Source organism: Neobacillus sp. SM06, from assembly GCF_050496765.1.
Lineage (GTDB): Bacteria > Bacillota > Bacilli > Bacillales > Cytobacillaceae > JAEVLT01.
Genome location: NZ_JBNWEO010000013.1, coordinates 86916 through 100074, shown reverse-complemented (window position 1 = coordinate 100074; position 13159 = coordinate 86916). Strand labels below are relative to the sequence as shown.

The following is a 13159-nucleotide window of genomic DNA, read 5'->3' as shown; positions in this document are numbered from 1 at the left end:
GTGATGGCAACTACAATTGATTCTAGCTATTTGTTAACTAGCACACAAAACCAACCAAAAAAAACGGGATCAAGCTCGCTTGGCAAGGACGATTTTTTAAAAATCCTCATGACTCAATTACAAAACCAAGATCCGCTTAATCCATTGCAAGATAAGGATTTTATTGCACAAATGGCCACTTTTTCTACCCTGGAACAAATGACGAATTTGGGTGCAACAATGGATAAGTTTGTAAAGCAAAATCAGCTTCTCGAAGCTTCGGCTCTGATTGGAAAAACGGTTACCTATCAGAACGACCAGCAGCAAGAACAATCAGCCCGTATTAAATCTGTTTCTGTCAAGGATGGAAACGTTCTTTATCAATTGGATGATGCGGATAAAACAACAGTGGCAGCGGCTCAAATTACAAAAATTGAATGACCCATTGGATGTGATGAAATGGAAAGTGCTCGTGCTCATGCGGTTGCCTCTTCATTAATACCGGCACGTTGTCAGCCGGTTCAAAAAAAGCAGCCAATGAAACCATCTTTTTCACAACACTTGAATTCGGCTATACGGCCATTGGATACAAATCTGGTTGTCAGCAAACATGCGATGGAACGGCTTCAGCAGCGAAACATCCAAATTAGCGGAGATTGCTGGGCGAGAATTGAAGAAAAGGTTTCCGAAGCAAAAAAGATGGGCGTAAACGATTCTCTCGTTTTAGTCCGGGATGCAGCTTTGATCGTGAGTGCCAAAAATCAAACTGTTATTACAGCTTTGGATCGAAAAGAAGCGAATGCACAAATTTTTACGAATATAAATGGCACGATTGTGCTTGATTAATCAAATGGCTGGACCGTTAATCGGAAGCCTTAAGCTGTGGATTGACAGAAGCAGCGTAAACAGAAGGGAGAAAATAAAATGCTTCGTTCAATGTATTCTGGTATTAGCGGAATGAAAAACTTCCAGACAAAGCTGGATGTCATCGGCAACAATATTGCAAATGTCAATACATATGGGTTTAAAAAGGGACGTGTTACATTTAAAGATGCAATGAATCAAACGATTGCCGGAGCGAGTGCTGCCCAAAATAACCGTGGCGGAAAAAACCCAATGCAGGTTGGCCTTGGCTCGACGATTGCAAGTATTGACTCTGTGCAAACCCAGTCGAGTTTTCAAACGACCGGAAGAGCTCTTGATTTAGCAGTTTCCGGGGATGGTTATTTTATTGTGAAGCAAGGAAATGCCCAATATTTTACCCGTGCGGGAAATTTCTACCTTGATAATAATGGTACGCTCGTAAATGCGGATGGGATGAAAGTTCAATCCATTGAGAACGGGATTCTCAAAGATATCACCGTAAATGTAAATGCGGTTTTACCTGCAAAGCAGACGACGGCCATTACAATGGCTGGGAATTTGCCTCTTGATGCTAAAGGAGATACGAAACTTGTACAGCAAATTCAAGTTGTTGATGATTCAGGAACAGCTCATACCCTTGATATGACGATTAAATCGGTTAATCCGGCAACCGGTAATTGGGATGTATCGTTTACAGATAATACTCTTGACGATCCAGCCGGTAGTAGTGTCAATCAGCCAATCACGATCAATCCAAACAACCCGGCTGCTGACACTGCGGTTACATTGCAAGTCAATGACGGTACAGGAAAACCAAAGGCACTAACTGTGAATTTTTCGCAAAAAAATCTTACGATGACATCCGGGAGCATTGATGCCCAGGCAACAACGGACGGCAATTTACAAGGTTCGCTTGAAAGTTTCAATATCGGTTCGGATGGAGTGATTAACGGCGTGTTTTCGAACGGCTCTGTTCTTTCATTGGGACAACTTGCGCTTGCAAAATTCAGCAATCCGTCAGGGCTTGATAATGCCGGCGGAAATTTATTCCGCCAATCGGTAAACTCGGGAGTGGCCAATATCAATACGCCGGGCAACGGGCGCGGAACGATCGCAGCCGGCTCGCTTGAAATGTCGAATGTCGATTTATCAGAAGAATTCACCGAAATGATCGTTGCTCAGCGCGGCTTCCAGGCAAACACGAAAATCATCACAACTTCTGATGAAATTTTACAAGAGTTAGTAAACTTAAAACGATAAGTTAAGGGAGGAAGGGTTATAATTTTTTATAACCTTGCGAATAGCTGTGATTAAAGTAACGCGCTTAAATGGGAAATCATTTTGTTTAAATGCTATTTATATTGAAACGATTGAGGCCTTCCCGGATACAACGATTACGCTTGCCAATGGCAGAAAGTATGTTGTAAAGGAGACAGAAGAGGAGGCAATTCGATTGGTTACGCAGTTCTACCAATCGATTAACCTTCTCGGACATCTTCAATCGGAGGAGGAAGAACATTTTGAATAAAAAACTTGTCCAAACGATGACGCTGATCTTGCTGGTTATTGCCTTAATCGGCACAGGGGCAGTCGTTTATATCACGAAATACAGTGGCCAAAACAGCAAAGGTCCAACGATTGATGATGTTTTAAAATATTCGGTAGACGTTTCTGAAATTACGACAAATTTGGCTAGCGATAATTATGCAAAGATGGCGTTTAAAATTCAGACGGATAGCAAGAAAGCTAAAGATGAGCTGACGAAACGCGATTTTCAAGTCCGGAATATTATAATTGAAGAACTTTCTGAAAAAAAAGCGAAAGATCTTCAAGGAAAAGCAGGTAAATTGCAGCTGCAAGATGCCTTAAAGACAAAAATCAACAAAGTGATGCAGGATGGAAAAGTTGTTCAGGTATATATAACTGAATCCCTCCTTCAATAAAAAATAGTTTAGTTTACTAAGATGGGGAGGTGAGGAGGCTTGGCTGGAGAAGTACTGTCCCAAAGCGAAATCGATGCACTGTTGTCCGCCTTATCAACGGGTGAAATGGATGCCGATGAGTTAAAGAAAGAGCAGGCGGAAAAAAAGGTGCGGGTTTATGATTTTAAACGGGCACTAAGGTTTTCGAAAGATCAAATTCGAAGCCTAACGAGAATTCACGAAAATTTTGCTAGATTGTTAACGACATTTTTTTCTGCCCAGCTTCGGACATATGTACAAATTACCGTAGCTTCGGCCGATCAAATTCCGTATGAGGAATTTATACGATCGATTCCGAAAATGACCATCTTGAATGTTTTCGAAGTACCTCCATTAGAGGGCAGAATTATAATGGAAGTCAACCCGAATATAGCGTATGCCATGCTTGACCGGATGTTGGGCGGCCGTGGATCAAGTCTTAATAAGGTAGACACGTTGACAGAAATTGAAACAAAAATCATGTCCAATACGTTTGAAAGAGCGATCGAAAATTTACGGGAAGCATGGTCTGCATTATGTGAAATTGATCCGCTCTTAACCGATTTCGAAGTAAATCCGCAATTTTTGCAAATGGTCTCGCCAAATGAAACAGTTGTGGTAATTTCTTTAAACACGGTTATCGGAGAAACGAGCGGGATGATTAATATTTGCATTCCGCACGTTGTTCTTGAACCAATCATTCCAAGACTTTCCGTCCATTATTGGATGCAGGCAGAGAAAAAAGAAAGAGAACCAAAGCAAATGGCTGCAATTGAAAAAAGTATCCAAAGTGCGGAAGTTCCGATTAGTGTAGAACTCGGCCGTTCGGATATCTCGATTCACGATTTCTTGATGCTGGATACTGGCGATGTCATTGAATTGAATCAAGGGATTGATCAGCCGCTGATGATCAAAATTGGCGGAATTCCTAAATTCATTGGCCAGCCTGGGAAATCAAGCAAAAAATTGGCCATTCAAGTCTTGGATATTTTGAAAGGGGGAGACGGAGATGATGAGCGATGACATGCTCTCTCAGGATGAAATAGATGCCCTGTTAAGGGGAACAGGGGACGATGACTTTCAGGAAGACTTCGGGCTAGATGGGAATGAAATCCAAGACGATTTTCTCACACCAATGGAAAAAGATGCATTGGGTGAGATCGGGAATATTTCTTTTGGCAGTTCCGCTACAGCATTGTCAACCTTATTAAATCAAAAAGTGGAAATTACCACACCAAACGTCTTAATTGTTCTCCGGAAAAATTTAAGTGAGGAATTTCCGCATCCATATGTTGGCATTCAAGTGGGTTATACCGAAGGATTTTCAGGCAGCAACTTGCTGATTATCCAACAAAGTGACGCAGCCATCATTGCCGATCTCATGTTAGGCGGCGATGGAACAGCACCAAACGATCTTATGGGGGAAATCCAGCTAAGTGCGGTGCAAGAGGCAATGAATCAAATGATGGGTTCTGCCGCAACATCGATGTCAACGGTTTTTAATAAACGGGTGGATATATCTCCGCCGACAATAAATATTTTGGATGTATCGCAAGGAGAAGGAACCGATCAGCTTCCAGATGAGGAACAGCTTGTCAAAATTTCATTCAGGTTAAAGGTTGGTTCCTTGATTGATTCAACAATCATGCAGCTATTGCCGCTTCATTTTGCGAAACAACTTGTGTTTGAGTTGATGAATCCAGGGCAAGTTGCGGAAACAATGGCCAGCGCCTACCAGGCTTTTGGTAAAGATGAATCGTTTTCTTCGAATGGATCTGAGCCGAAAAAGTCTAAGGAAGCAGCAATGGAAGCGAATGCTGGATTTGATTATGGAACAGAGAATAGCTTTCAAAATCAGCAGTCGAATCAAGCGCAAGTGAATCAAACTTACAATCAGGCAGCCGCATATGCAAATCCAAATTCAGCACCGCAGCATTTGGGATCCGGATTTCAAGGTGCTGCACAGCCAACGATTCAGCCTGCGGTTTTCTCTGATTTCGAATCGCAGCATGCTGCAAATGTGGAAACGAAAAACCTCGATATGTTATTGGATATTCCGTTACAAGTAACAGTTGAGCTTGGGAGAACGAAACGCTCCGTTAAAGAAATATTAGAACTTTCAACTGGCTCCATAATTGAATTGGACAAGCTGGCGGGTGAACCAGTTGATGTTTTGGTCAACAACCGGCTGGTAGCCAAAGGTGAGGTCGTGGTCATTGATGAAAACTTCGGTGTACGGGTTACAGATATTATCAGCCAGAGCGACCGAATCAAGAAATTACGATAATTCAGGAGGATGAACCAATGGCACATAAAATATTGATTGTGGATGATGCCGCATTTATGCGAATGATGATTAAGGATATTTTAACGAAAAATGGCTACGAAGTTGTCGGCGAAGCTGCCGACGGCGTTCAAGCAATTGAAAAATACAAAGAAACCTCCCCGGATTTAATTACAATGGATATTACCATGCCGGAAATGGACGGGATTACGGCATTGAAAGAAATAAAAAAAATCAATCCAACCGCCAAAATCATTATGTGTTCGGCAATGGGACAGCAGGCGATGGTGATTGATGCAATTCAAGCAGGGGCGAAGGATTTCATTGTTAAACCATTCCAGGCTGACCGTGTGCTTGAAGCAATTTCTAAAACTTTAGGATAAATTTATCCCGCATTAGCGGGCAGTAAGTCCCCCATTGGTTGAAGTTTCACTTTATTAAAAATTAGAGGTGCAGCGCCTTGTTAAACATTCAAAAATGGTTAAAAGTAGCGCTTATTGTGATCATTACTCTGCTTGGTCCGCAACCAGCGGCTCAAGCAGAGCAATTGAACAACAGTGTAAAAGACTGCTTTCAAAATCCGAATAAATGCCAGGATCAGAACTTTTCTCCAACGAAACAACCGGTTCAAAAGGGATCAGCCACCACAGCCGCAACAGTGGGAATTACAATATGGGATTTTGTGAGAATGATCTTTGCGACGATTTTCGTTGTCGCGCTGCTGTATTTTTTATTGAAATTTATCAATAAGCGGAGCAAGTCGTTCAAATCAACACAGCTTGTCGAAAACCTCGGCGGAACCTCGCTCGGGGCAAATCGATCCGTACAAATCGTCAAAATTGGCAGCGGACTTTTTATTGTTGGAGTTGGAGAAAATGTCCAGATGCTGAAAGAGATTGATAATGTCCAAGAGCGTAAGGAAATTCTTGCAGAATACAACAACAAGATGGAACAGCTTGTCCAACCAAGCGATATTGTGACAAAGCTATTTGAAAGAACAAAAAACTGGCAGCCGCAAAAGGCAAAGAGTCTTCCGTTTTCTTCCTTATTAAAGACCCAGCTGGAAGAAATGGCAAACGGAAGAAAAAAGCTTTTTGAAGAAATGGAAAAGAAGGGGTCAGACGAACAATGAGCCAATTTGTGGACTTTTTTAGCAGCAGTTCCCCCGCAAATGTTTCAACATCGGTAAAGCTGCTGCTGCTCTTAACGGTGTTGTCGCTTGCCCCGAGCATTTTAATCTTAATGACAGCATTTACGAGGATTGTCATCGTTCTTTCCTTTGTCAGAACGGCGCTTGCTACCCAGCAAATGCCGCCTAACCAAGTGATCGTCGGCCTATCATTGTTTTTAACATTTTTTATTATGGCACCGACGTTTCAAGAGGTAAATAAAACGGCACTTACCCCTTTATTTAATGAAAAAATAACACTCGAACAGGCATATGATCGTGCTGCCGTTCCGTTCAAAGACTTTATGAGCGCTCATACGAGACAGAAAGATCTTGCTTTATTTCTTGATTATTCCAAAGCGCCTAAACCGAAATCAATTCAAGATATTCCGCTGACCACATTGGTGCCGGCATTTGCCATCAGCGAATTGAAAACAGCTTTTCAAATGGGTTTTATGATTTTTATTCCTTTTTTGGTCATTGATATGATCGTTGCTAGCGTGCTCATGTCAATGGGAATGGTCATGTTGCCGCCGGTAATGATTTCTTTGCCGTTTAAAATCCTTTTGTTTGTGATGGTGGATGGATGGTATTTAGTCGTTAAATCTTTATTAGATAGTTTTTAAGCAGGTGAAGTGATGAGTGCAGAAACAATAATTTCAATTGCTGAAAGAGGGATCTATACTATATTAATGGTTAGCGGACCGCTGCTCGTGTTATCTTTAGTCATCGGTTTGATCATCAGCATTTTTCAGGCAACAACGCAAATTCAGGAACAAACGCTCGCATTTGTCCCGAAAATTGTCGCGGTGCTTTTAGGACTTATCTTCTTTGGTCCATGGATGCTCAGTCATATGCTTTCGTATGCGAGCGAAATTTTTTCGAATTTAACGAGATTTGTAGGATGAAAAAATGAATGATTTACTTCCAAAGTTTCCGGCATTTCTCTTAATTTTCGTCAGGGTTACATCCTTTTTTGTAATGATGCCGCTGTTTTCGTACCGGACAATTCCGACTGTCCATAAATTGGGCATGGGGTTTTTCTTATCATGGCTAATGTTTTATTCAATTGAGCCGCCCGTTTTCGAAATCAACGGAACCTATTTTCTGCTGATCATGAAAGAGGCGCTCGTTGGTGTCCTGGTTGGTTTTACTGCATATGTGATTTTATCAGCGATCCAAATTGCTGGCGGGCTGATTGATTTTCAAATGGGTTTTTCGATTGCAAACGTGATTGATCCGCAAAACGGTACGCAAAGCCCACTGTTGGGACAGTATTTGTATACATTCGCCTTATTGCTGTTGCTATCTTTTAACGGTCATCATCTATTGATCGATGGAATATACAACAGCTACCGCTTCATCCCTATCGACCAGCCGTGGCTGCCGCTAGGCAATGCAAATGTGGTGAACTATATTGTCAAATCGTTCAGCACAATGTTTCTTGTTGCCTTTCAAATGTCTTTGCCGGTTGTTGGGAGCTTGTTCTTAGTTGACGTAGCACTTGGAATTGTCGCAAGAACAGTTCCACAGCTAAATATCTTTGTTGTCGGCTTGCCGGTGAAAATGGTTGTTGGTTTCATTGTTATCATCACGGTTTTGGGTGCACTGCTTGCCCTTGTCTCCCATTTAGTGGAGACAGTACTTTACACAATGCGGGACTTGATGCAGCTTTTTGGGGGTTCATAAATGAAGCTTTTGTCGCTTGATTTGCAATTTTTCTCGGGAGAAAAAACAGAAAAAGCTACGCCTAAAAAACGTCAAGAAGCGCGAAAAAAAGGGCAGACTGCAAAAAGCCAGGATATCAATACGGCGGTTGTTCTGTTGGCAGTTTTTTTCTATTTCCTGTTTGCCGGCAGCTATTTACGAAACGGGATTTTTTCTTTGTTTAAAAGTTCCTTTCAAGATTTTTTGCTGATGGATGCCACAGAAGGCAATGTAAAAGTTATTTTCCTGCGAATTTTAAAGGAACTCGCCCTTTATGTCGGACCGATCCTGTTAGTTGTGATGATTGCCGGTGTGGCTGCCAATTTTCTTCAAGTCGGCTTTCTTTTTACGAGCGAAGCAATACAGCCGAAGCTTGAAAAAATAAATCCGATCAGCGGGTTTAAACGGATTTTTTCAATTAGGGCGATTGTGGAGCTGTTAAAGTCCATTTTAAAAATAGGTTTTGTAGGGATTGTAACCTTCACGGTGTTATGGAAAAGAATGGATGAAATTTTGATTTTGTCACAAAAGCCAATTGGAACGGCTCTTGCAACATTAGGGAGTTTAACACTGCAAATGGGTTTGTTTGCCTCCGGAGCATTGTTGTTTTTAGCCATATTGGATTTTCTTTATCAAAAATATGATTTTGAAAAAAGCATTCGAATGTCAAAACAGGATATTAAAGATGAATACAAAAATTCTGAAGGTGATCCGCAAATAAAATCGCGCATCAAACAAAGACAGCGGGAAATGGCAATGCGGCGCATGATGCAAGAAGTGCCGAAAGCGGATGTTGTGATCACAAATCCAACTCATTTTGCGGTTGCAATCAAATATGATGAAACAAAAAGGGAAGCACCGTTCGTTGTTGCAAAGGGAGTTGACTTTACCGCGCAGAAAATAAAACTTATTGCAAAGGAAAATGAAGTCATCACGGTTGAAAACCGTCCATTAGCAAGGGCACTCTATAGTCAAACCGAAATTGGCGATACGATTCCGGAAGAATTTTTCAAAGCGGTAGCCGAAATCCTTGCCTTCGTCTATCGAACAAAAAACAAACTATAATTTTTTTATAGAGGATGTTAAAAAAACTGTAATCAGCAGGGAAAAGGAGGGAAGCCAATGTCGGTAAGAGACATGTCAGTGTTGTTAAGTGTTATTTTGATCGTAGCCATGTTAATTATCCCGTTCCCTACCTGGCTTCTTAGTATCCTAATCATTTTAAATATTACATTAGCATTATTGGTTTTGCTCATTTCCATGAATATGACCGAACCGCTCCAATTTTCTGTATTTCCGTCCTTGTTGCTGCTGTTGACGTTATACCGGCTCGGATTAAACGTATCAACAACAAGGGCTATTTTATCGAAGGGAGATGCAGGCGGTGTCGTTGAAACGTTTGGAACTTTCGTTGTCGGTGGCAACATCATCGTTGGACTTGTACTTTTCACGATACTAATTATTATTCAATTCATCGTAATCACAAAAGGGTCGGAACGTGTTTCTGAGGTTGCCGCCCGCTTTACGCTTGATGCCATGCCCGGAAAACAAATGAGCATCGATGCGGATTTAAATGCAGGAATGATTACGGAGCAAGAGGCGCGGCAGCGACGCGAAAAGGTTGGCAAAGAAGCCGATTTTTATGGTGCAATGGATGGTGCAAGTAAATTTGTCAAAGGCGATGCCATTGCAAGCATCATTATCGTTTTAATTAACCTTACCGTCGGGATCGTGATGGGAATGGTACAGCAAGGAATGGGGATTGCCCAAGCAGCCCAGCATTTCTCCTTGTTGACAGTCGGTGACGGAATTGTCAGTCAAATTCCCGCGTTGCTGATTTCAACCGCAACAGGGATTGTGGTTACAAGAGCTGCTTCGGACGGTAATCTTGGCAAAGATATTACTTCGCAGCTGCTGGCTTATCCAAAAATGCTCTATATCGCGGGAGGTACGATTTTCCTGCTTGGATTGTTTACCCCGATTAATGATGTGCTGACGATTCCAGTTGCCGGAGCGCTTGCATTTGGCGGTTATATGTTTTCTAAAATGCCGGAAGAGAAAAGTCAGCTCGAACAAATGGAAGAAGTATTGGAAGCAGATGAGCTGAAAAGTCCTGAAAGTGTAATTAGTCTGATCAATGTCGATCCAATTGAGTTCGAATTTGGCTATGGTCTGATCCCTCTGGCAGACGCCAATCAAGGAGGCGACTTGCTCGATAGAATTGTCATGATTCGCCGTCAGCTTGCAATTGAACTGGGAATCGTGATCCCGGTTGTCAGAATCCGTGATAATATTCAGCTTCAGCCAAATGAGTACCGTTTAAAGATTAAAGGGAATGAAATGGCCAAGGGTGAGCTGCTTTTGGATCATTATTTAGCAATGAGCCCGGGAATCGAAGACGATTCAGTTGAAGGAATTGATACAATCGAGCCTTCATTCGGACTGCCAGCGAAATGGATTACGGAGGAAATGAAGGAACGGGCAGAAATTTTTGGCTATACCGTCGTTGATCCTCCTTCCGTTGTCTCGACACATATAACGGAAGTCATCAAGACAAATGCACATGAATTAGTAGGACGTCAGGAAACAAAACAATTGATCGATCATGTTAAGGAAACCTATCCGATTCTCGTGGAGGAAGTAACTCCGGCTCCACTGTCTGTCGGTGATGTGCAAAAAGTTCTGGCAAAGCTTTTAAAAGAAAATGTTTCCATACGCAATTTGCCTGTAATCTTTGAAACGCTTGCTGATTTTGGAAAAATCACAAGCGATACCGATGTTCTCGGAGAATATGTGCGTCAGGCTTTAGCAAGACAAATCACGCTTCAATATGTCTCCGGGAATGAAACGTTAAAGGTAGCTACTTTATCAGGAAAAATTGAAAAAACAATTGCCGATGCGATTCAACAAACCGAACACGGCAATTATTTATCGCTGAACCCGGATATTTCCCAGAGAATATTGGAATCGATTGCTGCCCAGGTTGAACAATTTTCGATGGTGGAGCAAACGCCGATTATTCTTTGTTCGCCTGCAGTAAGAATGTATGTAAGGCAATTGACGGAGCGCTATTTTCCAAAAGTGCCGATCCTCTCGTATAATGAATTGGAAGCAAATGTTGAAGTACAAAGCGTCGGGGTGGTGAATTTCGATTGAAGGTAAAAAAGTTTACTGCTGAATCAATGGCGGAGGCAATGAAAATGGTTCGGAATGATCTTGGGAATGAGGCGGTTATTTTAAATTCCAGGATGGTTTTTCAGGGAGGATTCTTTGGTTTTTTCCGAAAGAAAAACGTTGAGGTTATTGCAGCGGTCGATCCGCAAGTAGGACCGAATGTAATGCCGGTGTATAAGGAAAAACCGAAAAAGGCACTGACGTCTGTCTCACAAAATGGGCAACTCGATGGCAGGAAAGGCGGAAAACAAAAAGATTCCCCACCAAGCGGGATCCCATCAGATGAATTACTGAAAGAAATTTTATCCGTAAAAAATCTGCTCAAGCAATCCACATTGGATGGATCCGGGGCGGTAAGCGCATATCCTCAGCCAATTCAAAAGCTGGTACGGCTTATGAACGAGCAGGAATTTTCAGCATCTTTGATAGAAAAATTCACAGCCGAGCTATTGGATCAATGGTTTAAACGGACGGAACAAAGTCCGGAACAAGAAATGCGTGCCTATCTAAAAAGGGGAATACAGGAATTTCTTTTCTTAGTCCCGTTTGGTGGGATTACATTTACAAAAAAATTTGTCAATGTGATTGGACCAACGGGGGTTGGAAAGACGACAACTTTGGCAAAGATCGCTGCTGACTGCGTTTTAAATCATCAAAAAAAAGTGGCTTTTATCACAACAGATACGTATCGAATTGCCGCCATTGAACAGTTAAAAACGTACGCGCAAATTTTAAATGTCCCCATTGAGGTATGCTACAATTTGGCTGATTTCCAGCAAGCGGCCGCTAAATTTGCCGACTATGATGTTATATTAATTGATACGGCGGGCAGAAACTTCCGAAATAAAAAATATGTGGAAGATTTAGTACAAGTCATTGATTTTAATCATGAGATGGAAACCTTTCTTGTGCTGGCTTTAACCGCAAAACAAAAAGATATGGAAGAAATTTACGAACAATTTTCGGGAATTACGATTGACCGGTTTATTTTTACAAAAGCCGATGAGACAAGTATATATGGCTCCATCCTCAATATGATTGAAAAATACAAAATTGGTGCCGCCTATGTTACAACCGGGCAAAATGTTCCAGATGACATGGTGATAGCGAGTCCGGAAACGATTACAAATTTATTCCTAGGGGTCAAATAAAATGAAAGACCAGGCAGAAGGCTTGCGCGTAAAGCTGCGGAGACAGGTAAGCGGTGGCAGTACAAAGGCGATTGCCGTTGTAAGCGGCAAAGGCGGTGTAGGCAAGTCGAATTTTTCATTAAACTTTGCCATCTCATTAACGAAACGTCGATATAAAGTACTGTTATTTGACATGGATGTGGGAATGGGCAATCTCGACATTTTGATGGGGAAATCTTCTGAAAGAACGATTGTTGATTATTTAAGAGGAACGGCAAGGTTAAGCGAGATTGTTACAGAAGGTCCACAAGGGCTTAAATATGTTGGCGGCGGTACAGGGTTAAGCCAGCTTGTTCAACTGGATCGGTTAGGAATGCTTTCCGAAGAATTGGACACCTTCCTGGAAGAGTATGACTACCTGATCTTTGACATGGGAGCCGGAGCGAATGAAGACACATTGAACTTTCTCTTGTCTGTGCACGAAATTTTTGTCATAACCACTCCGGAGCCGACATCAATAATGGATGCATATGCCATGATGAAGTATTTGCATTTATTGGATTCCAAGATCCCGTTTTATCTCGTGGCAAACCGTGCTCAATCGGTGAAAGAAGGAAAGGAGACGATTGACCGGCTTGCGGATGTACTGCGAAAATTTCTGCAGCGGGAATCAAGGGCACTTGGAATTCTGCCCGATGATCGTTCGGTTCAAAAAGCTGTATTAAGGCAAGTCCCATTTGTGTTGGATAATCCAAGGTCAGCTGCTTCTGCAGCGCTAGAGGGAGTTGTAAACCGTTACCTATCTAAACAATTTCAAGAAACCGCTCAAATGAAATCCGATACATTTGTTTCGAAGTTAAAGAAAATTCTTTTTGCGAGGTAGAACATCATC

The 13159-nt window shown here is 41.9% G+C and carries 16 protein-coding genes; all 16 read left to right on the top strand.

Annotated features, from left to right (window positions below; all coding sequences use genetic code 11):
• Nucleotides 1–3 precede the first annotated feature (3 nt).
• The 16 genes from flgD to ACQYAD_RS05485 all read left to right on the top strand — a co-directional run bounded on the left by flgD (nt 4) and on the right by ACQYAD_RS05485 (nt 13150).
• Nucleotides 4–420, top strand: coding sequence for a flagellar hook assembly protein FlgD (flgD, locus tag ACQYAD_RS05560; RefSeq protein ID WP_430236225.1), 417 nt, complete (start codon nt 4–6; stop codon nt 418–420).
• 96 nt (nt 421–516) lie between these two features.
• Nucleotides 517–825 (top strand): TIGR02530 family flagellar biosynthesis protein, encoded by a 309-nt coding sequence (locus ACQYAD_RS05555; RefSeq protein ID WP_430237201.1) that lies wholly within the window; start codon nt 517–519, stop codon nt 823–825.
• Nucleotides 826–903: 78 nt separating this feature from the next.
• The gene (locus tag ACQYAD_RS05550; protein WP_430236223.1) at nt 904–2103 is read left to right on the top strand and encodes a flagellar hook protein FlgE; all 1200 of its coding nucleotides are present in this window, start codon (nt 904–906) and stop codon (nt 2101–2103) included.
• 46 nt (nt 2104–2149) lie between these two features.
• Nucleotides 2150–2371: a flagellar FlbD family protein gene (locus ACQYAD_RS05545; protein ID WP_430236222.1), complete on the top strand. Its 222-nt coding sequence runs from the start codon at nt 2150–2152 to the stop codon at nt 2369–2371.
• On the top strand, nt 2361–2786 hold the full coding sequence (gene fliL, locus ACQYAD_RS05540) for a flagellar basal body-associated protein FliL (protein ID WP_430237199.1): 426 nt from the start codon (nt 2361–2363) through the stop codon (nt 2784–2786). The genes ACQYAD_RS05545 and fliL overlap by 11 nt, the downstream gene beginning before the upstream one ends.
• A 39-nt stretch (nt 2787–2825) precedes the next feature.
• Nucleotides 2826–3827, top strand: a complete 1002-nt coding sequence (fliM, locus tag ACQYAD_RS05535) for a flagellar motor switch protein FliM (protein WP_430236220.1) — start codon at nt 2826–2828, stop codon at nt 3825–3827.
• On the top strand, nt 3814–5091 hold the full coding sequence (fliY, locus tag ACQYAD_RS05530) for a flagellar motor switch phosphatase FliY (RefSeq protein ID WP_430236219.1): 1278 nt from the start codon (nt 3814–3816) through the stop codon (nt 5089–5091). The genes fliM and fliY overlap by 14 nt, the downstream gene beginning before the upstream one ends.
• A gap of 17 nt (nt 5092–5108) precedes the next feature.
• Nucleotides 5109–5471, top strand: a complete 363-nt coding sequence (locus ACQYAD_RS05525; protein WP_430236217.1) for a response regulator — start codon at nt 5109–5111, stop codon at nt 5469–5471.
• Between the two features lie 77 nt (nt 5472–5548).
• Nucleotides 5549–6220: a flagellar biosynthetic protein FliO gene (locus ACQYAD_RS05520; protein WP_430236216.1), complete on the top strand. Its 672-nt coding sequence runs from the start codon at nt 5549–5551 to the stop codon at nt 6218–6220.
• Nucleotides 6217–6882: a flagellar type III secretion system pore protein FliP gene (fliP, locus tag ACQYAD_RS05515; RefSeq protein WP_430236214.1), complete on the top strand. Its 666-nt coding sequence runs from the start codon at nt 6217–6219 to the stop codon at nt 6880–6882. Before ACQYAD_RS05520 ends, fliP begins: the two co-directional genes overlap by 4 nt.
• A 12-nt stretch (nt 6883–6894) precedes the next feature.
• The gene (fliQ, locus tag ACQYAD_RS05510; RefSeq protein ID WP_430236213.1) at nt 6895–7164 is read left to right on the top strand and encodes a flagellar biosynthesis protein FliQ; all 270 of its coding nucleotides are present in this window, start codon (nt 6895–6897) and stop codon (nt 7162–7164) included.
• Between the two features lie 4 nt (nt 7165–7168).
• The gene (gene fliR / locus ACQYAD_RS05505; protein WP_430236212.1) at nt 7169–7945 is read left to right on the top strand and encodes a flagellar biosynthetic protein FliR; all 777 of its coding nucleotides are present in this window, start codon (nt 7169–7171) and stop codon (nt 7943–7945) included.
• Nucleotides 7946–9028: a flagellar biosynthesis protein FlhB gene (flhB, locus tag ACQYAD_RS05500; RefSeq protein WP_430236211.1), complete on the top strand. Its 1083-nt coding sequence runs from the start codon at nt 7946–7948 to the stop codon at nt 9026–9028. It abuts the gene before it with no gap.
• A gap of 57 nt (nt 9029–9085) precedes the next feature.
• On the top strand, nt 9086–11119 hold the full coding sequence (flhA, locus tag ACQYAD_RS05495) for a flagellar biosynthesis protein FlhA (protein ID WP_430236210.1): 2034 nt from the start codon (nt 9086–9088) through the stop codon (nt 11117–11119).
• On the top strand, nt 11116–12288 hold the full coding sequence (gene flhF / locus ACQYAD_RS05490; protein ID WP_430236209.1) for a flagellar biosynthesis protein FlhF: 1173 nt from the start codon (nt 11116–11118) through the stop codon (nt 12286–12288). The genes flhA and flhF overlap by 4 nt, the downstream gene beginning before the upstream one ends.
• A 1-nt stretch (nt 12289) precedes the next feature.
• Nucleotides 12290–13150, top strand: coding sequence for a MinD/ParA family protein (locus tag ACQYAD_RS05485; protein WP_430236207.1), 861 nt, complete (start codon nt 12290–12292; stop codon nt 13148–13150).
• The last annotated feature ends 9 nt before the right edge of the window (nt 13151–13159 follow it).

Excerpts from the sequence above, each read along its gene's own strand:
- flgD (WP_430236225.1), top strand. The coding sequence starts at position 4 with ATGGCAACTACAATTGATTCTAGCTATTTGTTAACTAGCACACAAAAC.
- ACQYAD_RS05555 (WP_430237201.1), top strand. The coding sequence starts at position 517 with ATGAAACCATCTTTTTCACAACACTTGAATTCGGCTATACGGCCATTG.
- ACQYAD_RS05550 (WP_430236223.1), top strand. The coding sequence starts at position 904 with ATGCTTCGTTCAATGTATTCTGGTATTAGCGGAATGAAAAACTTCCAG.
- fliY (WP_430236219.1), top strand. The coding sequence starts at position 3,814 with ATGATGAGCGATGACATGCTCTCTCAGGATGAAATAGATGCCCTGTTA.
- ACQYAD_RS05525 (WP_430236217.1), top strand. The coding sequence starts at position 5,109 with ATGGCACATAAAATATTGATTGTGGATGATGCCGCATTTATGCGAATG.
- fliP (WP_430236214.1), top strand. The coding sequence starts at position 6,217 with ATGAGCCAATTTGTGGACTTTTTTAGCAGCAGTTCCCCCGCAAATGTT.
- fliQ (WP_430236213.1), top strand. The coding sequence starts at position 6,895 with ATGAGTGCAGAAACAATAATTTCAATTGCTGAAAGAGGGATCTATACT.
- fliR (WP_430236212.1), top strand. The coding sequence starts at position 7,169 with ATGAATGATTTACTTCCAAAGTTTCCGGCATTTCTCTTAATTTTCGTC.
- flhB (WP_430236211.1), top strand. The coding sequence starts at position 7,946 with ATGAAGCTTTTGTCGCTTGATTTGCAATTTTTCTCGGGAGAAAAAACA.
- flhA (WP_430236210.1), top strand. The coding sequence starts at position 9,086 with ATGTCGGTAAGAGACATGTCAGTGTTGTTAAGTGTTATTTTGATCGTA.
- ACQYAD_RS05485 (WP_430236207.1), top strand. The coding sequence starts at position 12,290 with ATGAAAGACCAGGCAGAAGGCTTGCGCGTAAAGCTGCGGAGACAGGTA.